The organism is Neobacillus drentensis (assembly GCF_036965645.1).
In the GTDB taxonomy this organism is placed as follows: Bacteria; Bacillota; Bacilli; order Bacillales; family Cytobacillaceae; genus Neobacillus; species Neobacillus drentensis_D.
Window position 1 is genome coordinate 4,890 of sequence record NZ_JBALPZ010000180.1, and the last position, 22,841, is coordinate 27,730.

The 22,841-nt window shown below is 41.1% G+C and carries 20 protein-coding genes, 1 pseudogene and 1 other annotated feature; of the genes and pseudogenes, 12 read left to right on the forward strand and 9 right to left on the reverse strand.

Going from position 1 to position 22,841, the window contains the following annotated elements:
- The 4 genes from V7266_RS26630 to V7266_RS26645 all read left to right on the forward strand — a co-directional run.
- On the forward strand, positions 1–339 hold a 339-nt coding region (locus V7266_RS26630; protein ID WP_335472238.1), incomplete at its 5' end, for a mannonate dehydratase.
- A complete protein-coding gene (locus tag V7266_RS26635) occupies positions 315–1,151 on the forward strand; it encodes an SDR family oxidoreductase (protein WP_335472239.1) in 837 nt (278 codons plus the stop codon). The genes V7266_RS26630 and V7266_RS26635, both read left to right, overlap by 25 nt.
- Before the next feature lie 129 nt (positions 1,152–1,280).
- Positions 1,281–2,546: an MFS transporter gene (locus V7266_RS26640; protein ID WP_335472256.1), complete on the forward strand. Its 1,266-nt coding sequence runs from the start codon at positions 1,281–1,283 to the stop codon at positions 2,544–2,546.
- A 279-nt stretch (positions 2,547–2,825) separates the two neighbouring features.
- Positions 2,826–3,584, forward strand: a complete 759-nt coding sequence (locus V7266_RS26645; RefSeq protein ID WP_335472240.1) for an IclR family transcriptional regulator — start codon at positions 2,826–2,828, stop codon at positions 3,582–3,584.
- Positions 3,585–3,669: 85 nt separating this feature from the next.
- Here V7266_RS26645 and V7266_RS26650 read toward each other — a convergent pair whose 3' ends face one another.
- On the reverse strand, positions 3,670–4,662 hold the full coding sequence (locus tag V7266_RS26650) for a biotin-dependent carboxyltransferase family protein (RefSeq protein ID WP_335472241.1): 993 nt from the start codon (positions 4,660–4,662) through the stop codon (positions 3,670–3,672).
- On the reverse strand, positions 4,652–5,404 hold the full coding sequence (gene pxpB / locus V7266_RS26655; protein WP_335472242.1) for a 5-oxoprolinase subunit PxpB: 753 nt from the start codon (positions 5,402–5,404) through the stop codon (positions 4,652–4,654). The genes V7266_RS26650 and pxpB overlap by 11 nt, the downstream gene beginning before the upstream one ends.
- A 284-nt stretch (positions 5,405–5,688) precedes the next feature.
- Between pxpB and V7266_RS26660 the strand changes: the two genes are divergently transcribed.
- Genes V7266_RS26660 through pcp form a run of 4 tightly spaced genes read left to right on the forward strand, consistent with a single transcriptional unit; the run spans position 5,689 to position 8,842 of the window.
- Positions 5,689–6,450: a LamB/YcsF family protein gene (locus V7266_RS26660; RefSeq protein WP_335472243.1), complete on the forward strand. Its 762-nt coding sequence runs from the start codon at positions 5,689–5,691 to the stop codon at positions 6,448–6,450.
- Between the two features lie 53 nt (positions 6,451–6,503).
- Entirely contained in the window at positions 6,504–7,193 is a 690-nt protein-coding gene (locus V7266_RS26665; protein ID WP_335472244.1) for a DUF969 domain-containing protein, read from the forward strand.
- Between the two features lie 14 nt (positions 7,194–7,207).
- Positions 7,208–8,170 (forward strand): DUF979 domain-containing protein, encoded by a 963-nt coding sequence (locus V7266_RS26670; protein WP_335472245.1) that lies wholly within the window; start codon positions 7,208–7,210, stop codon positions 8,168–8,170.
- Positions 8,171–8,194: 24 nt separating this feature from the next.
- A complete protein-coding gene (gene pcp / locus V7266_RS26675) occupies positions 8,195–8,842 on the forward strand; it encodes a pyroglutamyl-peptidase I (RefSeq protein WP_335472246.1) in 648 nt (215 codons plus the stop codon).
- A 191-nt stretch (positions 8,843–9,033) separates the two neighbouring features.
- On the opposite strand, the gene V7266_RS26680 is transcribed toward pcp, so the two are convergent.
- Positions 9,034–10,425 (reverse strand): PLP-dependent aminotransferase family protein, encoded by a 1,392-nt coding sequence (locus V7266_RS26680; RefSeq protein ID WP_335472247.1) that lies wholly within the window; start codon positions 10,423–10,425, stop codon positions 9,034–9,036.
- A gap of 218 nt (positions 10,426–10,643) precedes the next feature.
- Between V7266_RS26680 and V7266_RS26685 the strand changes: the two genes are divergently transcribed.
- Together V7266_RS26685 and V7266_RS26690 are read left to right on the forward strand one after the other, a co-directional pair.
- Complete coding sequence (locus V7266_RS26685) at positions 10,644–12,908, forward strand: EAL domain-containing protein (protein ID WP_335472248.1); 2,265 nt, start codon at positions 10,644–10,646, stop codon at positions 12,906–12,908.
- Positions 12,909–13,039: 131 nt separating this feature from the next.
- Positions 13,040–13,960, forward strand: a complete 921-nt coding sequence (locus V7266_RS26690) for a DMT family transporter (RefSeq protein ID WP_335472249.1) — start codon at positions 13,040–13,042, stop codon at positions 13,958–13,960.
- A gap of 75 nt (positions 13,961–14,035) precedes the next feature.
- Here the strand turns inward: V7266_RS26690 and V7266_RS26695 are convergent, their stop codons facing one another.
- Positions 14,036–15,496, reverse strand: a complete 1,461-nt coding sequence (locus V7266_RS26695) for an alpha-amylase (protein WP_335472250.1) — start codon at positions 15,494–15,496, stop codon at positions 14,036–14,038.
- 155 nt (positions 15,497–15,651) lie between these two features.
- Positions 15,652–16,074, reverse strand: a pseudogene (locus V7266_RS26700) (glutathione-dependent formaldehyde dehydrogenase); the annotation flags it as partial.
- 74 nt (positions 16,075–16,148) lie between these two features.
- On the opposite strand from V7266_RS26700, the gene V7266_RS26705 reads away from it, so the two are divergent.
- Positions 16,149–16,460 (forward strand): spore coat protein, encoded by a 312-nt coding sequence (locus tag V7266_RS26705; RefSeq protein WP_335472251.1) that lies wholly within the window; start codon positions 16,149–16,151, stop codon positions 16,458–16,460.
- Between the two features lie 506 nt (positions 16,461–16,966).
- On the opposite strand, the gene brnQ is transcribed toward V7266_RS26705, so the two are convergent.
- The gene (brnQ, locus tag V7266_RS26710) at positions 16,967–18,319 is read right to left on the reverse strand and encodes a branched-chain amino acid transport system II carrier protein (protein WP_335472252.1); all 1,353 of its coding nucleotides are present in this window, start codon (positions 18,317–18,319) and stop codon (positions 16,967–16,969) included.
- A 184-nt stretch (positions 18,320–18,503) separates the two neighbouring features.
- Positions 18,504–18,731: a binding site (T-box leader), on the forward strand.
- Between the two features lie 167 nt (positions 18,732–18,898).
- Between brnQ and V7266_RS26715 the strand changes: the two genes are divergently transcribed.
- Positions 18,899–20,191 carry an amino acid permease gene (locus V7266_RS26715; protein WP_335472257.1) on the forward strand — a complete coding sequence of 431 codons (1,293 nt, stop codon included), beginning with the start codon at positions 18,899–18,901 and terminating at the stop codon, positions 20,189–20,191.
- A 258-nt stretch (positions 20,192–20,449) separates the two neighbouring features.
- Here the strand turns inward: V7266_RS26715 and V7266_RS26720 are convergent, their stop codons facing one another.
- From V7266_RS26720 to V7266_RS26730, 3 genes are all read right to left on the reverse strand, one after another.
- The gene (locus V7266_RS26720) at positions 20,450–21,427 is read right to left on the reverse strand and encodes a glycosyltransferase family 2 protein (protein WP_335472253.1); all 978 of its coding nucleotides are present in this window, start codon (positions 21,425–21,427) and stop codon (positions 20,450–20,452) included.
- 237 nt (positions 21,428–21,664) lie between these two features.
- Positions 21,665–22,366 carry an HAD family hydrolase gene (locus tag V7266_RS26725; RefSeq protein WP_335472254.1) on the reverse strand — a complete coding sequence of 234 codons (702 nt, stop codon included), beginning with the start codon at positions 22,364–22,366 and terminating at the stop codon, positions 21,665–21,667.
- 177 nt (positions 22,367–22,543) lie between these two features.
- Positions 22,544–22,744, reverse strand: a complete 201-nt coding sequence (locus V7266_RS26730; RefSeq protein ID WP_335472255.1) for a hypothetical protein — start codon at positions 22,742–22,744, stop codon at positions 22,544–22,546.
- Positions 22,745–22,841: the final 97 nt, after the last annotated feature.

The following is a 22,841-nucleotide window of genomic DNA, read 5'->3' on the forward strand; positions in this document are numbered from 1 at the left end:
GATATGGTGCAAATTGCAAAGAAATATGCTTATCGTTCACCATTCGCCCATATTCGTAATGTGAAAATCTATGAAAATGGTGACTTTGTAGAAACCTCCCATTATACACAGGATGGTTCTATTAATATTAAAGGTGTTATGGGAGAATTAAACAAACAAAATTATCAGGGCTATGTAAGACCCGACCATGGACGCCACATTTGGGGCGAAGATTGCCGCCCGGGATACGGGCTGTATGACCGTGCTTTAGGGATCATGTATTTACTTGGTTTATGGGATGCCTACCAAACTCAAAAGGAAGCAGGTGAACTACAATGCTCCCCATTCATAAAAATCTAAATGGCAGGGTGGCCGTCATTACGGGCGGCAGCGGTGTCTTATGTTCAGAGATGGCGCGTGAACTTGCCCGCCATGGCGTGAAAGTAGCGATATTAAATCGAACTGCTGAAAAAGGACAAAAGGTAGTGGAGGAAATTGTTCAGTCAGGGGGCACAGCGATAGCGATTGCAGCTGACGTTCTGGAAAAGAACTCCCTTGAGAACGCTCGAGACATCATCCTTGAATCATTTGGAAGTGTTGATATTTTAATTAATGGTGCAGGAGGCAATCACCCTGACGCGATAACGGGTCCTGAAACCTATGAAGAAAACGGGAGCGGGCAGTCATTTTTTGAATTAGATCCAAAGGGTTTTTCTCAGGTGTTTGACAGTAACTTTATAGGGTCTTTTCTAGCCAGTCAGGTATTTGGGAAATCCTTGCTGGAGGCACAGGCCCCTGTCATTATTAATTTTTCATCGATGAGTGCTTATGCGCCAATGACAAAGGTTCCTGCATACAGTGCAGCGAAAGCATCGATTAATAACTTTACGATGTGGATGGCGGTTCATTTTGCCGAAAAGGGCTTACGAGTTAATGCGGTTGCACCGGGATTCTTCCTGACAAACCAAAATGAAAAGCTGCTGCTGAACGAAGATGGAAGCTATACCGCACGTTCGAAAAAAATTATTACGGGAACCCCTATGAAACGGTTTGGGAAACCGGAAGATTTAATAGGGACCATGCTCTGGCTATTAGATGAAGAGTATTCCGGGTTTATCACAGGGATCACGGTACCAGTGGATGGAGGTTTTTTAGCCTATTCGGGAGTTTAAGTGCTGCTGATGAACAAAGATGGGAGTGCGAATGACTGGGGAGTCGTTCGCACAGGGATTGGATTTTTAAAAAAAAGGAAATTTGAAAGCGTTGACAAGATTCTAGGGGGAATATGAATGTTAGCCAAAATGTTTTCGAAAGATAAATTGCCTATCCTGTTGTTATTATTCTTAGCCGGCGTCATTAATTATTTAGACCGTTCTGCATTGTCGATTGGGGCTCCGTTTATAAAGGAAGACTTGCACTTATCGGCCACCCAAATGGGAATTATTTTTAGTAGTTTTTCTGTTGGATATGCGATTTTCAACTTTATTGGCGGAATGGCGTCTGATAAATACGGTGCGAAACTTACTTTGTTCGTTGCGATGATCGTTTGGTCTTTATTTAGTGGGGCGATTGCCTTAGCTGTGGGATTTACTAGTTTAATTGTCATTCGTATTTTATTCGGAATGGGGGAAGGCCCGCTTTCGGCAACGATCAGCAAGATGGTCAATAACTGGTTTCCGGCTGACCAACGTGCTTCTGCGGTTGGTTTGGCGAATAGTGGAACACCACTTGGGGGTGCGATTTCTGGACCGATTGTTGGCTTCATCGCGATTACCTTCAGCTGGAAGATTTCCTTTCTACTTATCATGGTCATCGGTCTTGTTTGGGCATTGTCATGGTGGAAATTTGTAAAAGAAAAGCCAGCTGCGACTGCGAAAAAGGCGGCAGTGGTAAAAGCGGATCAGGTTTTACATGAAAGACGTCCATTAACTTTTTATCTAAAACAAAAAACAGTGCTATTTACAGCATTTGCGTTCTTTTCCTATAACTATATCTTGTTCTTCTTCTTAACATGGTTCCCAAGTTATTTAGTAGATGCCCGCCATATGGATGTGAAGGATATGAGTGTGATTACCATGATTCCATGGATTGTAGGATTCATCGGTCTTGCCTCTGGCGGATTTGTTTCAGATTTTGTTTTTAAAAAGTTTACCAACAAAGGTGTTCTATTCTCAAGAAAAGTTGTGCTTGTCACTTGTTTATTTATTTCAGCTGTTTGTATCGGATGTGCCGGACTTGTCACAACAACTGTCAGTGCTGTAACGTTGGTAGCGCTTTCGGTTTTCTTTCTATACCTGACGGGTGCCATTTACTGGGCCATCGTCCAGGATGTTGTCGAGCCAGGCAGTGTTGGATCAGTGGGTGGATTTATGCACTTTTTGGCTAACACCGCTGGAATCATAGGACCGGCATTAACAGGGTACTTAGTGGATCAATCTGGTTCATTCACGTCAGCCTTTTTATTAGCAGGCGGACTGGCCGTGTTTGCTTCGCTTTCTGTCATTCGTTTTGTTCGTCCTATCAAGTACCCCAACACGAAAAAAGCAGACGTAAATATGACTGTTTAACCTATGGCAGATGGCTCAAACCTGGTTTGGGCCATCTCTTTTTTGGGGAGCGAAGGGACGGTTCTCATGCTTCCGAAGCATGAGAACCGTCCCCTTGCTTCCCCTTGCGTCCAAATTAATTCTCCTGTTATGTCTGTCATAAATTTGATATTATAGTAGAAAAAGTGTTGGTTACACTTTTCGTTTTTTATGAAGTTGAATTAAGAAGTTTGATAAAACCCGTTAAGCGGCTCAGCCTTTACATTTAAAGAGTGCATCATCTGCAGAAGGAGACAAGGAATGAACCATAAAAATAAAACAGTTGTCCGTTCAATGGATCTTTTAAATTTATTTAGAGATCATGCACAATTAACCTTTCAAGAGATTATTGATTTATCAGGTATTCCGAAAACATCTGTCTATCGCATGTTAATGTCTTTAGAGGAAATGGAGTTTTTAGAGAAAGGACCGGACTCTAAATATCGATTAGGTCTTATCTTTCTTAAGTTTGGCCATCTTGTTTCCTCTAGACTTGATATACGGAAAATTTCCTTCCCCATTATGCAGGAGCTGCATGATGATATTGGTGAAGCCATCAATCTCATTATCAGACAAGGGGATGAAGCCATTTATATTGAAAAAATCGATACAAATCAAAAAGTGCGCCTCTATACTGGAATTGGCAGAAAGAGTCCTTTGTATGCTGGGGCATGTGCTCGTGTCATTCTATCTTTTTTACCCGATTCAGAAATTCAAACATATGTGGAGTCGGTTGAGTTAAGACCTTTTGCGAGAGGTACGATTACGGATAAACAAGAGTTATATAAGAAAGTTAGCCTAGCGAAAAAAGAGGGATATACGATAAGTTATTCTGAGTTAGAGGATCATACTGCTGCCATTGCTGCACCGATTTTCGATCATAAAGGTGATGTGATTGCTGGTCTAAGTATTGCGGGGCTTGAAGCGAATTATCAAAACGAAAACATCCCTATTTTTGCAGATAGAATAAAAACAGCTGCTGCAAAAATATCAACTAGTTTAGGATATGTTCCATCATAAAAAACATCCTCTTTACACCTATTTCAGGAGTAAATAGAGGATGTTTTTATTTTTAACTCATTTTAAATTAGCAGGTTTCAACTCTTTAGTTGAGTATTTTATAGCGAAAGCCTGCTTTTATCTCCTCTAATATTCTTTCTTTCTTTACTAATTCATTTTCTGCCTCTTCATGTGAAACTTCCTTAAAATGGATCGTTGCAGTCGGTTGCAGTTGTGCCATGCTTGGTAAGTCTGCAGAGATAATCTGGCCAATTTTTGGATAGCCGCCTGTGGTTTGACGGTCTGCCATTAAGATAATGGGATGACCGCTTGGCGGAACTTGAATGGTTCCGTGTGTTACACCTTCAGACAATAATTGAAATTCCTCTGTTAAAGAAAGGATCGGACCTTCCATATGGTATCCCATCCGATCTGCTTGGGTTGTTACTTTAAATGGTTCATTGAACAGGCTTTTTTTACTTTTTTCATCAAAACGGTCAAACTCCGTGCCTCTGATTACACGAATCGTTTGCGTTTGCTGTAAATTGATTAGATTATTGTAATTGACAGACCAGTTCATGTCGCTTCCTGATTCATCTAATTTATGGAATAACAACCGATTGAATTCATCCGTTTCATTGACTTCGATGATATCCTCTTTTTGCAAAGCCCTGCCTTTCAATCCGCCAATCCCTGCCCGAAGATAGGTGCTCTTGCTTCCCATTACATCTGGAACAGCAATACCGCCGGCAAAGGCTACGTAGGCTCTGCAGCCTTTTAAGGGGGATTTGAATTGTAAAATAGAGCCTTTTTTCACCAATATCGGGCGCCACGTTAATGCTTTTTTATCATCAATGACAGCCAATAAATCCCCGCCAGTAATGGCAATGACCATATCTCTCTCAAATAAAAGAGAGGTGCCTAATAAAGTAATTTCGAGGGCACCTTCATTTTCTTTATTTCCTACTAGAAAATTGGCTGCCCTGAATGAATAGTGATCCATCGCTCCGCTGACAATCACACCATATTTTTGATAACCATATCTTCCTAAGTCTTGGATCGTGGTAAGCATTCCTGGATGAAGTACCCTAACAGTCATTTGTTTTACTCCTTATATCCTTATATTGTTCTGGGGAGAGTTGAACGAATTTAATCCGATCTCCGGCTTGAAGCAAAGTAGGCGGAGTAAGGTGAGGCTGAAATAAATCTAAGGGAGTTCGGCCGATAATTTGCCAGCCTCCTGGTGTTTCTAGTGGATAAATTCCTGTTTGTTTTCCGGCTATTCCTACGGAACCAGGTACGATGGAAGCCCGTGGACTCTTCTTCCGGGGTGTTGCAATTCTTTCATCCATTCCTCCCATAAATGGAAAACCGGGAGCAAATCCTAACATATAGACTAAACATTCATTTTTTGTGTGTAATCGAATGACTTCTTCGGCTGACATCTTGTGAAAAGAGGCTACTTCATCCAAATCCGGACCATATTCTCCGCCATATAGGACAGGTATCTCTACAAGTCTTCCTCCAAAAACTTGCTTTTCGTCCATTTGCTGCAGTAAGCCATTCACAACCAAACGAATCTTTTGAAAAGGAGTCATAGGAGAATCGTGATTTTTATCGTTATTCATAATGGAATGATGCACAACTACTGGATTGTAATAAATCGTTATATTAGTGAAAGCAGGTACTGATTCAATAAAACCATCAAATGGATGATCTAACAAAGCTGATAAAGCTTGAACTTTTTGGTGAGTAGCCGGGTTTAGTTCATCACCAAGCTGTACAATCAGTGCCGAATCACCTAAAGGTTTTATGATCGCTTCAGTGATAGAACAACTCATTCTAAAACCTCCAATTGTTTCGATATTCGGAACTAATGTTTTAAAAAATGGATTATAATAATATTATAGTTGTCAGAAAATAAAAAACAAGTTAAAAATCCTAAAAGTAAGACTGTTTTGAACATTTTGGGATTACTGGCTACTCAGATATTTTATATTATGATAGAATGGATTTAATTTTTAAAACTAAAATTCCTTAATTCGGAACTAGGTTCCTTTTTGTGTGGATAGTTACTTTAAGTCTGTATGAGAGGAAAATGAAGGAGAAAAGAGGGGGATTTAAATTGTATCGAGTTGACTTGAACTGCGACATGGGAGAAAGCTTTGGAGCATACAAGATGGGGACAGATGAGGAAATTCTCGACTATGTCACTTCTGCCAATATCGCCTGCGGTTTTCATGCAGGTGATCCGGGTGTCATGCGAAAAATGGTTACACTTGCTTTGGAGAAGGACGTTGCCATTGGCGCACATCCCGGACTACCTGATTTGGTTGGTTTCGGGCGCCGGAATATGGGCATTTCCCCTCAGGAAGCCTTCGACATGACCGTGTATCAAATTGGCGCACTTTATGGATTTGTGAAAGCAGAAGGCGGCAAAATGCAGCATGTAAAACCGCATGGTGCTCTTTATAATATGGCTGCAAAAAGCAGGGAGCTGTCGGACGCAATCGCACAAGCCGTTTACAAAGTAGATTCCGACTTGATTTTATTCGGCCTTTCGGGCAGTGAACTAGTGAAAGCCGGACAAGCTATCGGTCTCCGTACGGCAAGTGAAGTATTTGCTGACAGAACTTATCATCAAGATGGTTCGCTGACACCAAGACGGCAGCCGGGCGCAATGATTACGGACGACAAATTAGCGATTGACCAGGTCATTCGCATGGTGAAAGAAGGAAAAGTACGGTCCCAACAAGGGGTAGAGGTAAACATACAAGGAGAAACAGTATGTATTCACGGTGACGGCCCGCATGCCTTAAGTTTTGCCCGCCAAATCCGAGAATTACTTATCACTTCTGATGTAAACGTACAGGCCGCAGGCAGGTAATGAGTGCGGATTTGTTTTACTAAGCAGAACTTACCTAAAGGGGAGATGATACCATGATAAAACTGATTGGAATCTTACTAGTAGCGGTTGGGTTCGGTTTTCGTCTGAACACCCTGCTGGTTGTCATGACAGCCGGTGTGGTGACAGGCTTAGTTTCTGACATGTCCTTTAATCAGGTCATGACTCAATTTGGCCAGGTCTTTATCGATAACCGTTATATGTCTTTGCCTATCATTCTTAGTTTACCAGTAATTGGATTATTAGAGCGTCATGGCCTGAAAGAAAGGGCAGAGGTTCTTATAAAAAAGGCAAAGGGAGCAACAGCCGGTAAGGTGTTAATGTCCTATTTGCTTATTCGCGAATTGAGCGCGTCGCTTGGCCTTAACATTGGCGGACATCCGCAAACAGTCCGGCCGCTTGTCGCACCAATGGCAGAAGGGGCAGCAACAGCGAAACATGGGGAACTTCCAGAAAAGCTCCAGGACGACATTAAAGCCCATGCAGCAGCATCTGAAAATGTTGGCTGGTTTTTCGGAGAAGACATTTTCATTGCAACCGGAGCGATTTTATTGATGAAGGGATATTTCGATTCAGTAGGCATGCATGTGGGCGTCTGGGATATGGCCCTTTGGGGTATTCCTACCGCGATATCAGCTTTCTCACTTTCTGCGTGGCGTTTCCGCAAGATGGATAAACGAATTCAACGTGAGATGACAAAGAGAGAGAAAAACAAGATCGCCTAGGGAGGAGACCGACAATGAATATCATTACACTGGAATATATTTATGATCTGCTCGGGATTATTACTGCATTTGTAGCGGTCCGGGTAGCGATGGATAAAAAACATCCGAGCCGCATTGGTTCTACTTTGTTTTGGGGAATCTTTGCCTTCACATTCTTATTTGGTAAGCTTGTTCCTCCAATCGTAGTCGGGTACCTTGTACTAGCTATGGTCGTCATTGCTGCGATCGGTAAGGTGAAAAGTGGAAACCAGGACGAGGCTCCGAAAGAGGAAAGGGATCGGCATGCCTCACGATTACAGGGCAAGGTCTTCATTCCCGCATTGGTCATTCCAGTTTTCACGATCATCGGGTCTTTAACTCTTGGAAAAATTCATTTTGGAAAAATACATTTGGTTGATCCAGCGATGGTTACGTTGATTGCGCTTGGTCTCAGCACCATTCTCGCTTATCTTGTCGCACAGCTGCTTACAAAAGCGAAACCGTCTACTGCTTTGCACGAGGGAAGCCGGTTAATGCAGGCCGTTGGCTGGGCGATCATTTTACCACAAATGCTAGCAGCGCTTGGTGCCATTTTTGCTAAGGCCGGCGTTGGCGAGGTCGTTTCTAAAATGGTAAGCGATGTACTTCCAACCAATATTCCATTTGTCGCGGTTGCTGCTTATTGTATTGGTATGGCGCTGTTTACAGTCATTATGGGCAATGCTTTTGCTGCGTTTGCCGTCATAACAGGCGGAATAGGTCTGCCGTTGATTGTGCACATGCATGGAGGAAATCCGGCCATCATGGCGGCAATTGGCATGTTCGCAGGTTATTGTGGAACGTTGATGACACCGATGGCAGCCAATTTCAATATTGTGCCAGCGATGCTATTGGATCTTAAGGATAAAAACGCCGTCATCAAGGCACAGTTGCCGATTGCAATACCACTCTTGGTGATCAACATCTTATTGATGTATTTCTTGGTATATCATTTTTAATAACTAGGAGAAAGGGAATTTGCTATGAAAAAGATACTTGTTACCGGTTTTGAGCCGTTTGGAGGAGAGCCCGTCAATCCGGCGCTCGAAGCAGTAAAGCTGTTAAACGGAAAAGAAATTACAGGGTACGAAGTGGTCACAAGGGAAATACCAACCGTTTTCGGAAAGGCGATTTTCAGTCTGATAGAATCGATAGACGAAATTAATCCTGACATGGTCATCTGCGTTGGACAGGCAGGGGGACGTTCCACGATCACGCCTGAACGGGTAGCCATCAATGTCGACGATGCCAGAATCACAGATAATGAGAATAATCAGCCAATCGATGCAGAAATTATTCCAGGTGGACCAGCCGCATACTTCTCCAAACTGCCGGTCAAGGCAATGGTGAAATTAATGAATGAAAACGGAATCCCTGCTTCCGTTTCGAATACTGCGGGCACATTTGTCTGCAACCATCTTTTCTATGGGCTGATGAATGTTCTTGATACCAGCGACAAGGATATCCGAGGCGGTTTTATCCATATTCCTTTCCTTCCGGAACAGATTATCCGCAACCCCGGACACCCAAGCATGAGTCTTGAATTGATTGTTAAGGGACTGGAACTATCCATTGAAGCTGCTGTATTAAATGAAACTGATATTGCAGCGGTGGGCGGAGAGATTAGTTAATTTCATAGAGGGAGTCTGTTTTTAGGAGAGATTCCATTTAAGTAATTCAAATAATAAAAGAGAACATATTTTTACCAGGAGCGTTTCTGATTTTACAGAAACGCTTTTTTATTTTTTTGTTGGGGCGGATGTTGAATTTATATTAATAAGAATTAAAAAACCTCTTTCCGGTGATGAATGAGGTTTTTTAGTCACAGGGAAGAGTGTACCAAATCAATAAACTTCCTAGTTCCCACCGAAATTTGTTCTTCGCTGGCAAATGAATAACTTAACCGCAGCCATGAAGATGGTTCCTTTAGGGGATCACAAATTTGCCCGGGAACAAAGGATATCGAGTGCTCTAAGCTCTTGGTTAACAACTCTTCTGTTAAAAGGTGGCTGGGAAGCTGTACCCATAAATTCAAGCCGCCATTTGGGCTGGTCCATTGCCAATCCGTGACTGACAGCTCTTCCTCCATGATTTCCTTGCGGATCTGTAACGCAATTCGTAATTTTTCCACATGCTGCTGCAGTCTTGACGATGAATAATAATGAAGAAAAATCTTTTGATTGAGCAGCGGCGAGCCATTATCCACTAACGATTTTACAGACAGCAGTGATTTCATGACAGAAGGCTCACTGGTCATCAGAAAGGCAACTCTCAATCCAGGTGAGATATATTTGCAAAAACTTTTAATATAGATGACCATACCTGATGTATCATAGGTGTACATGGGCGGCGGCGGCTCTTGGTCAAAATAAATGTCATAGTAGGCGTCATCTTCCACCAAGAGACAGCGGTATTCCTCAGCTAACTGCACTAATTGCTTCCGTTGTTCTGCTGGGACCGTGTATCCCGTTGGATTATGGAAGGTTGGATTCAAATAGAACAAACGAGGTCTGTGCTTTTTAAAAATAAATTCAATCTCTTCTAAATCGTACCCGTATGGATGAATATCGATTGTGACAATATTGGCTCCTTGGGCTGTAAATACATCAATGGCTGAACTGTAGCTCGGCCGTTCCAGAAGAATCGTATCTCTGGCTTTCACAAACGCTTGAGCAATCAGATGAATGGCCTGCTGAGAACCAGCAGTAATTATTAGCTGATCCGGATTTGTCGTTGTTTTAAACTGCTGATTGAAATAGTTGGAAAGTGATTTTCGGAGCTCCTCGTCGCCCTGCACGGTGGAGTAGGTCGACAGGACCTTTGGGTAGAGGTCAAACACTTTTTTTACATAATCAGAGATATAACGATTCGGCAATAAATTGGGGTCAATTAGTGCCTGAGAAAATTGATAGGAAACGGGTATTTGATGGATTTCTGATAGGTAATTCTTTTGCCCATAGGCAGAGACCATGGGGTTTTCAGGAATTTCCTTTTCAGTAGATTGCACATAATAGCCGGATTTATCTTTGGCATAGATTCTATTTTCCTGTTTCAGAAGCTGGTAGGCTTTTAATACGGTTAAACGGTGAACATTCATGTCCGCGGCTAATTTTCTAATCGAGGGAAGCTTTTCGTCTTCTCTCCATTCGCCCAGTTCGATGCGGTTTGTGACATAATCATAAATTTGCTGAAAAAGGTAATCAGCTTTTCTCATTTTCTTCCCTCCATCCGGGTTGATTTTGGCATGACTCTATTGTATCTGGACTCATTGCTTATCGCGACATTTAATCTACTTATCTTTATGAATAAATTGGTAAAATCCTACTTTAGTACTGTTTAAATTAGGGAAATATGAAGCCATTTTATTTTATAAATATGATAAACTTACACTATGTTTTTAGAATTTTATCAACATCCAATGGGGTATATTTTGTGAATGAATCAAATTTTTTTATAGATAAAGATGTTGTCCCTAGTGAAATTAAAATTGAGTTGCAAAAAGCGATTGAACAGAACCAGTTTTTGCTCCACTATCAGCCGAAGCTTGATTTAAGAACAGGTGAACTAGTGGGTGTAGAGGCGTTAATTAGGTGGAATCATCCAAAATGGGGAATGGTATCACCGGAAATGTTTATTGGGTTTGCCGAAGATACCGGTTTGATTCTCCCAATTGGAGAATGGGTTCTATTGGCTGTGTGTAACCAGATGATCCATTGGCAGCAGGAAGGTTTTTTCACTGTGGTCTCTGTTAATCTATCACAAAAACAGTTTAGTCATTCAAATATAGTTAAAACTATTGAAGAGGTTCTGCAAAAAACAGGGCTTGAACCACACTACTTAGAGGTTGAATTAACTGAAAGTATAAAATCTGATATGGAACATACCATTTCATGCTTACAACAACTAAAGAAACTTGGCGTTTCGATCAGTATTGATGATTTTGGAACAGGATATAGTTCCTTGAATTATTTGAAGGAATTTCCAATTGATACGTTAAAAATTGATCAGTCTTTTGTTAGAGAACTTCACCACAATCCGAACGATGAGGCGATTGTTAAGACGATTATCTCCATCGCTCACAATTTAAACTTGAAGGTTGTGGCGGAAGGAGTCGAAACAAAGGAACAGCTCATCTTTCTTCAACAGCATTTGTGCGATCAGGGGCAAGGATATTTTTTTAGTAAACCTATGCCGGCCGGGGAGCTAAAAGAAAGCCTTTCTGAGGTTCAACGAGTGGTAAATGAACACGGTATCCCCAGGGATACAAGGAATCGTATTTGGTATGAGGAGTTATTAAATCAAGCGAAAAAAGAGTTAGAAGATACCGTTCGAATGCAGCAGGGAATGATTTTTAAGTTTAAAAGAATCGGCGGTAAATTTGTGCACACCCTTTGTGATGGGGAATTGCTATACCAGATGGGATTGATTCCTGCTCAAGTCGTGGGTAAACGATTAGATGAATTTCTTTCTTTGGAACAGGCCTTGAATAAAACAACCTATTATCAGAGGGCGTGGGATGGGGAAGAACTGGTTCATTATGAAGACCAAATTAATGGAATTGATTATTTTGCGAGTTTACGCCCGATCAAAAAAGGCGGAGAAGTTATTGAGGTCATCGGATCTTGTATTGATATAACGGCACGAAAGCAAGCAGAGAGATCATTACGGGAAAACGAGTCCAGGTATCGGCTCATTACGGAGAATATGAGTGATATCCTTATGCTGTTGGATAGCCGTGGGAAGATTTTATATGCATCTCCTTCACTTGGAGGTGTACTCGGTACCCCAACAAAATCCTATAAGGGGAAGAGCTCTTTTCGATTAATTCACCCTGAAGACAGGGACCAAGTCATGGAACGATATCAACAGGTCTTAAATAAGGACCCTTCGGTACGAATGGAAGCACGTTTTTTACATGCTGATGGCCACTGGGTATTAATTGAGGGAATTGGTACACCTGTTTTCGGCAGTAATGGTGTAATCAATCATTTTATCATAGTGGGACGCGATATTACCGATAAAAAAAGAACAGAAGAACAATTAGCTCAATCAGAGAAATTAGCCATAGTAGGAGAACTGGCGGCTAGTGTTGCGCATGAAATCCGAAACCCGATTACATCCATAAAAGGATTTATACAGTTGTTCCAGCAAGGGGTACACAAACCCGAATATTTTAACGTTATCTACGAGGAGTTTCAACGGATTGAGGATATTCTTCAAGAATTTTTAAACTTGGCTAAACCGCAGCCATTCAAATTGAAAAAGTATGATCTGAAATCCATTCTTCAAGATATTGAGACATTGTTCCTTCCGCAAGCCAATCTACAAAATATTCGAATCTATCAGGAATATGACCAGTCGCTCCCACCTATTATGTGTGATGTGAATCAAGTCAAACAGGTTTTCATTAATCTTATTAGAAACAGTATGGAAGCAGTGGAAAATGAAGGCAGTATTAAAATTGTTGGAAGTTTAGAAGAGCAACATGTCCTGATAAAAATTATCGATACTGGCATGGGGATTAGCGAAGAACGCCTCAAAAGGCTGGGAGAGCCTTTCTATAGCAACAAAGAAAAAGGAACGGGCCTAGGGTTAATGTTATGCTTTAGAATCATCAGACAGCATAATGGAACGATTACAATAAAAAGTGTCGAAAATCAAGGGACAACAGTTGAAATTAGATTTCCGATTATATAGACGAAAGACGCAAAGGGACGGTTCTCATGCTTCGGAAGCATGAGAACCGTCCCTTTGCTTACAAATCTGGTCTGTACCTCTTCATCTGTTCTAGTCTCCTTCCTCTATAATGGAGCAAAGGGGGAATGGGAATGGTTTTGATTGGTTATTTGTTGATGTGTTTGATTTTTAGTACGACCTTTCTTGCGATAAAGATCGGGATTGATGCGGGGGTTCCGCCGTTTTTCTCAGCGGGCATTCGCTTTTTTATAGCCGGTTTGGTTTTGTTTGCGATTATGGTCATCAAGAGAAAGACCACATTTGGCTTGTTTTTTCGTAAGGAGATGCTGTTGACAGGGATTGGGTTAACTTTTGGTACATTTGCTACCCTTTATTGGGCAGAGCAATTTGTCCCATCGGGAACGGCAGCGGTCTTATCTGCCACCGGGCCGATGATGATTTTGCTCATCCAAACGTTTATTTTGAGGACGAAGGCCAACTTAAGTGCCTTTATTGGCTGTCTTGTCGGAATCGTGGGGGTGTTTCTCCTTATCCTGCCGAGCTTTACTTTTCATATGGATTCTTTTGTGTTGGGCGGCTGTCTTTTGATTATTGTGGGTGAAGTGTTTTATGCATCTGGAACAATCTATTCAAAAAAGGTAATCCATCAATTTGAAAAGGTATCCCCCATTGCTTTGAATGCAGTGCAAATGATGCATGGTGGGATTCTGTTAATGTTATTGTCCCTATTGACAGAAGACATCCATGTAGAGGCAATGATCAGTCCGGCAGCGATTGGTTCTTCTCTTTATTTGATTGTATTTGGCTCCATGCTCGGGCATAGTCTTTATTACTGGCTGGTCTCGAAAACGAACCCGGTTTTCCCGTCGACCTGGCTTTTTGTTTCACCGATTCTTGCGCTGCTGCTAGGAGTTGTTTTCTATCATGAAGCTCTTTCCTGGGTGTCTGGTACAGGTGCTTTGACGATTGTTCTTGGAACCATCATCCTCTCGCTGCCAAAATTGAAATCAACTTTCAAAACGCCTGTAAAACAAGAAAACTACCCGGCGTAAAAAGTTTTCGTATACAGTTGGAAAAATAAAAAGGCTGTTCTCCTGAAATGAAATCTCAAGTGACAGCCCTTTTTCTTACTCTTTAGAAGCACAAGACCAAACCGAAACGCCTCCTCCATTAACCGGAAAAGTCGCATATCCATCTTCTTCAATGATGATTTGCTCATCCCTTGAGTTGGTCAGGTCTACCCATGTTTCGCCAGCCTTCCTCGCCCCAACGTACATTCTTTTCTCACCATCATCTCCATTGGAAATGACAACCGCACATCCGGAATGTTTCAAGTCTTTTACACCTAGCCGAACCCAGCCAATTGTATTTGGATGGTCGAAGTAATCGTGCTGTTCTCCGTAGGCTTTATGATAGCGGGCGAAAAGCAGGGAATCCAAAATTTCCTTTTTTCCTTCTGCAGGCTCTGGGCCTTTGATTCCGTAATAATCGCCATAGAAAATACATGGATTTCCCTCTTGCCTTAGTAGAATCAAAGCATAAGCGCTTGGCTTAAACCAGTCTTGGACCCATGATTCCAGTGATTCCTGGGGTTGGGTGTCATGATTATCCACAAAGGTAACCGCCTTTTGTGGATGGGAGTTGACTAGGGTATCCTCGAATAGGCGGGTTAAATCAAAATCTGCTCCTTCATTGGAGGCTTGGTGCAATTTATAATGCAGGGCAACATCAAACAAATTAATATGATTGTCGACACGATCAAGGAATACCTGGCAGGCATGCAAATCATGTTTCCAGAATTCCCCTACGATATAGAAATCCTCGCCGCGGTGTTTACGCATTTCATTTACAAACTCTCGAATAAAATCATGGTTGATATGCTTGATGGCATCGAGACGGTATCCATCACAATTCAGGGTGTCGGCAAGCCATTTGCCCCATTTAATCATTTCCTTTTTGACTTCGGGATGGTTATAGTCAATATTGGCAAACATTAAATAGTCATAATTGCCGAATTCGTGATCGACGTTGCTGCTCCAATTCTTGTGTTCTCCTAAAATTCGATAGATTCCTAAATTCCCTGTTTTTTCATCACAATCAGTTCCGTTAAAATGCTCAAATCCCCATTGAAAAGAAGAATATTTCCCTGCCCGCCCTGGAAAGGTGAACTTGGTCCAGCCTTCTATTTCAAAGGGTTCGGAAATATCTTCCGTCCGGTTCTCTTCGTTGACTTCAACTGCTTTAAAAATTTGAGTTTCGTCAGCACCTGCTTTATGGTTCATGACGACATCTACATAGACATTGATGCCAAGATTGTGGCAGGCGGATATGGCTTCCATAAGTTCCTGTTTCGTTCCGTACTTTGTCCGGGTCGATCCTTTTTGATTAAATTCACCCAGATCATATAAATCGTAGGGAGCATAGCCATTATTCTCCGGAGAAGACGCTTTTGTGACTGGAGGTATCCAGATAGAGGAGATGCCTTGTTCTTTTAATTGCGGGGCCAGTTCCTTCAAACGGTTCCAATGCTCACCATCCGGCTCTAAATGCCATTCGAAAAATTGCATAATCGTTTTGTTTCTTTCCATGCTCAGCTTTCCCCCTTGTTCATCAAATCATCGAGCATAGAATGTTTACCCAGTTAGACACCAAGTTAATCCAGGGGAGCGCGGGGAAAACGGTAAGCACGGGGACGGTTCTCATGCTTCCGAAGCATGAGAACCGTCCCCGTGCTTACCCGTGCCTATGGTTTTAACACTACTTTGATACAATCTTCAGTTCTGGTATCGAACACTTCATATCCATGCTTTGCTTGATCTAATGGGAGGACATGTGTGACTACATCACTTGGGTCGATTTTTCCGGATGAGAATAAATCGTAAAGAAAAGGCATATAAGGGATAACGGGTGCTTGTCCGGCTTTTATGTCGATATTTCGCTGGAATAAATCTCCTAGTGGGAAACCATTATAACGCCCGCCATAGACACCGGTAATTTGAATCGTGCCAGCCTTTCGAACTGCCTGACTGGCAATGACAATGGCACCCATTGCTCCACCATGAAGCTTTAGCCCGCTTGCCAGAAATTCCATCGGTGTCCATTTACCGTCCATCCCCACTGCATCAATGACGATGTCCGCTCCGCCCTTGGTAATTTCCTTTAAGTAGCAAATGAGGTAACGTTAGGACAGCGGCATCTAGAACAATTACAGTCATTGTTAACCAATCGGGAGGCACAGTCATGAACGGATTTATTCAAAATTTAATGGGGATGGGCGGTATGACGGAACAGGTGATTGCCACCGACTTTTTAATCGCTGCGAAAGCAGGGGTTCGAAACTATACCGTTGCTCTCACCGAAGCGGCTACTCCAGAATTACGAACGGTGTTAAGAGAACAGTTACGAGATGCCATTCAAACCCATGAAACGATTACCAACTTTATGATGGCAAAGGGATACTATCATCCCCATGAGTTGAGTGAGCAGCTTCAAGTTGATTTGACTGCCGCAGGCACAGCAGCAAACCTTGCACAACAAAAATCTAATAGTTAGTTTGTTATAAGATGGCCAATTCTTGAGTCCACTGAAAAAAAATGGGCTAATCTTGAAAAAGCGGTTGCTGCTATAAAGTAACAGAAAAATAAATTTGCTCCACTTTAAAGAAACTCCCCGTCTAACAAAGATGGGGAGTTTCTTTACTTCATTGATGACAGTCTAGTGCAAAGGTTCGAATTATTTAGATAAATTACAAAAAAACTATTGAATAGCAACTAGATTTGGGTGTAAACTTTTAAACTATATGATAATAGAAGGAATGTTCATCTAAATTGAAGAAGCTATTACTCTTATTTTCAACTGTGATAATCGTTAGTTCTTTAGGACACCAAGCGAAAGGTGGATATAAAGACCTGCGTAGAGCTCGGACTAGATCTTTTCATCTTCACATGCAAAATAAACATTTTTATTAGTTTAAAAACCCCACAAAGGCCAACGGTTAAATCTGAAGACTTCTTTTGAACTAAAAAAGATGCCCCTTTTGGGACATCCATTGATTACTATTAATTAATAGCCACTTTTTTAGAGCTCGTTGGCCAAAAATAACCGATAATCGCACCAACTACAGCAGGTAAAATCCAGCCAAGCCCAATACTGTAAAGCGGTAAATACTCAATATAGGCAGCTTTAATTGATTCGAACAATGCGTTAGTCGCTCCTGGTAAGCTGGCTGCTAATGTGCTGTAACCGTCGAAGAAACTAACACAAAAAGTAAGTAACATAGACGCAGCATAGACACTTTGTTTATGTTTGAATAATGATGAACTGAGCGCCAACAAAATCAGAACAATCGCTAAAGGATACAATAACATTAGTACCGGCACTGCAAATTGAATAATATTGTTTAAGCCAAAGTTGGCGATGATAAATGATACCAAGCATAGGACTAGTACGAACATTTTATAGCTTACTTTTGGAAAAACACTATTGAAAAATTCACTGCACGATGTAATAAGCCCAATGCTAGTTTTTAAACATGCTAGTACAATAATAATTGCAAGTAAAATCGCACCGAATGGTCCGAAATAATGCTGAGCAACCTTTGCGAAGATCAACCCGCCATTATCGAATGTACCGATAGCCGATACGCTTGACGCCCCCATATAGGTGATGAGGCCGTAAATCAGCATCATTAGTGCCATGGCGAAGATACCTGATTTCCAAGTTGCTTTAGCAATCGTCTTCGTGTCGGTGATTCCTTGTCCCTTAATGGCATTGATGACAACAATCCCGAAAGCTAGTGATGCGAGGGCATCCATCGTATTATATCCTTCTTTAAAGCCCGTAATAAAAGCCAATCCGTTATAGTCGCCTGTCGGCTTATCGAAGTGTCCCATCGGCTTGACGATCGCAATAATAATTAAGAAGAATAAAAAAATTAAAAATGCCGGTGTTAGATATTTTCCAATATAGTCGATAATTTTAGCTGGATTTAATGAGAAATAATAAACAATGGCAAAAAACAGGAAGCTAAAGAGCCCAAGATATAAACTGGTGTGCTCTGGATTAATAAATGGTTCGAAACCAACCACAAATGGTACGGTTGCGGTACGCGGAATCGCGAAAAATGGTCCAATGGTTAGGTACAGAGCCATTGCAAAGACGATGCCGAATACTGGATGGACACGGCCTGCTAAGTCACGTAGTCCGCTGCTTCCAGATAAACCAAATGCCAAAATGCCAATAAACGGGAGGCCTATTGCTGTAACGAGGAAGCCGATTAAAGCCGGCCAAAAGTTTGTTCCTGCAAGTTGTCCCATTTGGATAGGGAAAATTAAGTTTCCTGCACCAAAGAACATTCCGAACAGCATGGTACCAATCACTGCGTAGGTTGAAAAGGATATTTTTTGTTGCATTATATGTGCTCCTTCTTGTTGGATTTGATTCATTTTAACACCTTTTTTAGTAGTAAGCTATAGGAGTTGCTGGCATAAATCTATCCTAATATATTATTTTGAAAAATTATTGACAGAATAATAATTCAAATTCTATAATACAGAACATACTTGAAATTTGGAACTACTTCTTTAAAATTTACATAATTGAGCAATGAAGGGAATATTAGTAGTACTTATCTCACTGTTTTTAGAGAGCTGATGGAAGGTGCGAATCAGTACAAAGATAAGGATAAATTTCAGTCCCTGAGCATCTTTTTCGAAATAAAGTGGACCTTTATGAGGGAAAGACGGTCGATGGACCGTTAACAAAGTCGAGTGGCAGACTTTGTCTGCAACTAGGGTGGTACCGCGATAAAAAGTCGTCCCTACTGATTTGATCAGTAGGGACTTTTTGTATTTGTTGGGCGATTTTCATTGCCCGAGGGAGTGCCCAGCCACCCATCGCGGTAAATGAGCGACCCTTTAAAAAGTTATATTAAATAGGAGGAAACTATATTGGAATTACAAAAAAGATTGTTGCCACGGCATATCCGATTGATGGCAATCGGGGGAGCTATTGGCACAGGTATTTTTAAAGGGACATCGGAAACTGTATCGATTGCGGGGCCCGCTGTTATATTTTCCTATCTTTTCGCAGGCATATTGCTGCTTGTTGTCATGAGTGCCATTGCCGAAATGGCCATTGCCTATCCTGGGCTGAATATGAAAGGATTTATTCGATTAGCATTTGGAGCTAAAGTATCCTTTGTCATTGGGTGGCTGTACTGTTTCATGTGGCTCACCGTTTGTGTGATTGAGGTAATAGCAGCAGGAAGCTTTCTGCAGTACTGGTTTCCTTCGATGTCTTTATGGTCATTAAGCTTTATTAGCGCGATTTTTATTGTGGCTATCAACTTTATGAATGTTAAGAAGTACGGTGAGTTCGAATTTTGGTTCGCAGGTATTAAAATTACCATGATTGTTTTATTTATTATCCTAGGTGCCGGTATTCTATTAGGAATAATCCCAAGCAATGAAACTCACTACCTGCAAAACTATTCGCAGCATCAGGGGTTCTTTCCGAACGGCTGGTCAGGCGTGTTCTCTGCCCTGTTAATTGTTATCTTTTCTTATGGTGGTTCAGAACTGATTGGATTGACGTTAACAGAAACAAAGGATGCCGAAAAGGTTTTACCTAAGGTGATTAAAGGAGTCATTTGGAGGATTGTGATATTCTATACAGTCCCTATCTTGATCATTTGTGGGTTAATTCCATGGAACGAAGTCGGTAATCAGGATAGTCCGTTCGTCCAAGTGTTATCTGCGGTTGGATTTCCTGGTTCTGCCCATATTATGAATTTTGTCCTTATTACCGCTGTATTGTCTGCAGCAAACTCAGGTATCTATGGCTGTACTCGGATGTTATATTCCTTAGCAGCAGAAGGGGAAGCACCGAAACAGTTTTCATTTTTGGCTAAAAACGGGGTGCCGTTATACAGTGTGATCTTGAGTGCTGTCGTTCTTGTTGGGGGGACGTTTGTTGCGTACTTTTCACCAGATCGTGTATTTGGGTATTTGATGGCAATACCAGGGTTTACGGTCTCAGTGGTTTGGATTGCAATCTGTTTGGCGCAGGTCAAGCTTCGTAAAACATACCGGAAACTGCCTCATTTTCGAGTATGGGGGTTTCCTTATGTGACCGCCTTTACGGCAGTGGCGTTGATTATTAGTTGTACGGCATTTGCCTTCAGTAAGGAAAACCGATTAAGTATTTTTGTTTGTTTAGGTATTCTGATAATTTTAGTAATTTGCTCGGTTATGGCCGGTAAAAAGCAGACTAATCTTTCATAGGAAATACTAGATTTAGGAGCTATTTTTGGAGCAATAAATAGGAGTGGAGTTTGCACAAAAGGAGAACCATCCAAAAAAGATGGTTCTCCTTTTGTTGCAGTCCGCCTATTTAAAACTGATGGCCAGAAGCAGCTAATCACCACAGCCATCGCACAGTTACATTAATTTGATAACTTAATAATAATCAAATTATTATTGAAACGAATGCTATCTATGCTAGGCCAAACAGCAAGGCCTTTTTCAACTATTTACATTAGCTTAAATTTTCAACTTTTGATTTTCTTTTTCTCGATAATTAGAAAGATGATCCATGTTCAATGTTTCTTTGACGATGTAGTTAGGTCGATTTTTACTTTCATCATAGATTCGGGCGATATATTGACCAATAATCCCAAGTCCTAATAACTGGATCCCACTAAAAAAGGAAATGGCGACCATTAAGGAGGTCCAGCCAGCTTCGATTGGCTTTCCGAATAATTTGACGATGATGGAATATAAAAGTAAACCAATAGAAATGAAGACAGTACATAATCCAAGTCCAGTTACGATCCTTAGTGGTCTGGATGAAAAAGAAAAAATCCCATCAGACGCAAATTTGACCATTTTTTTCAGTGGATATTTGGTAACCCCGGCGAACCGTTCGTCCCGTTCGTATTCTATGTAGGTCTGGCGGAATCCGATCCATGTAACCATACCACGGATAAACCGATTTCTTTCGGTCATATTTTTAAATACGTCTGCTACTTTTCGATCGATAATCCGAAAATCCCCCGTATCCGTTGGGATATCGATGTCAGACATATAATTTAAGAATCGGTAAAATGTTTTGGCTGTCATAAGCTTGAAAAAAGTTTCTCCTTTTCGTGCCTTTCGCTTAGCGTATACAACCTCATAGCCTTCCTTCCATTTCTCAATCAGCTGTGGAATCAATTCAGGCGGGTCTTGCAGGTCAGCGTCAATGATGACAATGGCATCACCGCATGCATAGTCGATTCCAGCTGTCACCGCATTTTGATGACCAAAATTTCTAGCAAAGTTAATCACCTTTGCCCGATGATCCTGCATCGCAATCTCTTTTAAAATATCAATGGTCTTATCTGTACTGCCGTCGTTAACGAATATAAACTCATAGTTTATTTTATGATTGTCCATAACTTCTTTTAATCGGTTATAACACTCAAGTGCCACTTCCTCTTCAAAATACATCGGAACAACAATTGAGATGATCTCGTTCATGTATAGTCCTCCTTGATCTAATCATCTATGATTATACCCAACTTAACCAAGGGTGGTAAAAAAATAGCGTGACTTCTTGCGTACCTCTACTATTATTTCCATTTGCCGTCATGTATAACTGAAAACCACGTCCTATTTTTGAGAGACGTGGTTTTTGGCAGTTAGTAAAGGACTGCGTTTATTACTTGTTATAGAAGTAGGTTCCTTTTAAGTTTGAGCCCCTGTAAAAATGGGAACCTAAAAAAGTAGTTTTATCAGCTCTTCAAGCTGTGAATAGGAATTTGTCTCATAGGTTGGATGTATATATTCAATAGATCTTGCTTTGTTCTTGGTATTCAACCAGATCGAGCTCCAGCCTGCTTGATGGGCACCGATTATGTCGTTCTCAAATGAATCCCCAACCATATAAGAATCCATATGGGTTGTATTCGTGTTCTGATTAACATACTCAAAGAATTCTTTGTGAGGCTTGGCATAGCCCACTTCGCTAGAGATATAGATATGGTTCTTTGGGATCCAATCGAATAGATTCAATGATTCTAATTTTAACCATTGATGGTCTGAGGGTCCATTAGTGGTTACAAAAACAGAGACGCCCTTACTGCTTAGGTAATGAAGGATGTTCTTCATTTCTGGAATAAGGGTGACCTTATATTGATGCGCTTTGTATTCTTTCTGAAAGGCATCTGCTTCATCTGTTGTAATGGTATATCCGAAATCTTTAAAGGCGTTCATCATTCGATATTGATGCATCTTTTCTAATGACATTTCACCGGATTCTGTCAGTGTGAACACTTTATCACTATACTCGCGGCTTTTTTTAAAAAGATCTAGGACTGGAATCTCGTTCATAGTAGAAAAGGTTTTATTATACGCAGCTTGGAAAGGCTGCAGTTGGTCGTAGAGGGTATCGTCTAGGTCGAAAAAAATGGATTTCATGTTTTGCACTCCTATTTATGGCATTCAACTCTTCTATTATAGTGAGATTGAACATTGGTTACCACCCTGTCATCACTAAAATTAGTAGCGTTGTTTGCTATTTGGGCTGATTTTAGTATGATTTAGTTTTCCTGAAACAATGAATAGAAAAAGGCCCCTTTTAAAAGGAGCCTTTCATTATAAAAAAAGCGTTTCTTTTTTATCGAGATAAAGGTCGTACATTTCTAAACACTCGAGAAGTTCATGTTTATACACTAATAACGCCTTTCTCACGACCATATTGTTGTTTTGGCTGTCGAGCTCTATATTACACGCTTCAAGTTCCTTGCTTTTTACTATTTTTAACTCCCTATAAATGCTCTCTAAATCTCTCTCCATTTGCGCAGCCTCCAAAACTATTATCTTTATCTACTGAAAAGTATGGACGGATTTTTCGCATTTTATTCTGGAGTATCAAGGGGGAGGTATTTTATTT

Excerpts from the sequence above, each read along its gene's own strand:
- V7266_RS26665 (WP_335472244.1), top strand. The coding sequence starts at position 6,504 with ATGATAAAACTGATTGGAATCTTACTAGTAGCGGTTGGGTTCGGTTTT.
- V7266_RS26690 (WP_335472249.1), top strand. The coding sequence starts at position 13,040 with ATGGTTTTGATTGGTTATTTGTTGATGTGTTTGATTTTTAGTACGACC.
- brnQ (WP_335472252.1), bottom strand. The coding sequence starts at position 18,319 with ATGCAACAAAAAATATCCTTTTCAACCTACGCAGTGATTGGTACCATG.
- V7266_RS26670 (WP_335472245.1), top strand. The coding sequence starts at position 7,208 with ATGAATATCATTACACTGGAATATATTTATGATCTGCTCGGGATTATT.
- pxpB (WP_335472242.1), bottom strand. The coding sequence starts at position 5,404 with ATGAGTTGTTCTATCACTGAAGCGATCATAAAACCTTTAGGTGATTCG.
- V7266_RS26720 (WP_335472253.1), bottom strand. The coding sequence starts at position 21,427 with ATGAACGAGATCATCTCAATTGTTGTTCCGATGTATTTTGAAGAGGAA.
- V7266_RS26635 (WP_335472239.1), top strand. The coding sequence starts at position 315 with ATGCTCCCCATTCATAAAAATCTAAATGGCAGGGTGGCCGTCATTACG.
- V7266_RS26645 (WP_335472240.1), top strand. The coding sequence starts at position 2,826 with ATGAACCATAAAAATAAAACAGTTGTCCGTTCAATGGATCTTTTAAAT.
- V7266_RS26680 (WP_335472247.1), bottom strand. The coding sequence starts at position 10,425 with ATGAGAAAAGCTGATTACCTTTTTCAGCAAATTTATGATTATGTCACA.
- V7266_RS26715 (WP_335472257.1), top strand. The coding sequence starts at position 18,899 with ATGGCAATCGGGGGAGCTATTGGCACAGGTATTTTTAAAGGGACATCG.
- V7266_RS26695 (WP_335472250.1), bottom strand. The coding sequence starts at position 15,496 with ATGGAAAGAAACAAAACGATTATGCAATTTTTCGAATGGCATTTAGAG.
- V7266_RS26725 (WP_335472254.1), bottom strand. The coding sequence starts at position 22,366 with ATGAAATCCATTTTTTTCGACCTAGACGATACCCTCTACGACCAACTG.
- V7266_RS26650 (WP_335472241.1), bottom strand. The coding sequence starts at position 4,662 with ATGACTGTTAGGGTACTTCATCCAGGAATGCTTACCACGATCCAAGAC.
- V7266_RS26640 (WP_335472256.1), top strand. The coding sequence starts at position 1,281 with ATGTTTTCGAAAGATAAATTGCCTATCCTGTTGTTATTATTCTTAGCC.
- pcp (WP_335472246.1), top strand. The coding sequence starts at position 8,195 with ATGAAAAAGATACTTGTTACCGGTTTTGAGCCGTTTGGAGGAGAGCCC.
- V7266_RS26705 (WP_335472251.1), top strand. The coding sequence starts at position 16,149 with ATGAACGGATTTATTCAAAATTTAATGGGGATGGGCGGTATGACGGAA.
- V7266_RS26730 (WP_335472255.1), bottom strand. The coding sequence starts at position 22,744 with ATGGAGAGAGATTTAGAGAGCATTTATAGGGAGTTAAAAATAGTAAAA.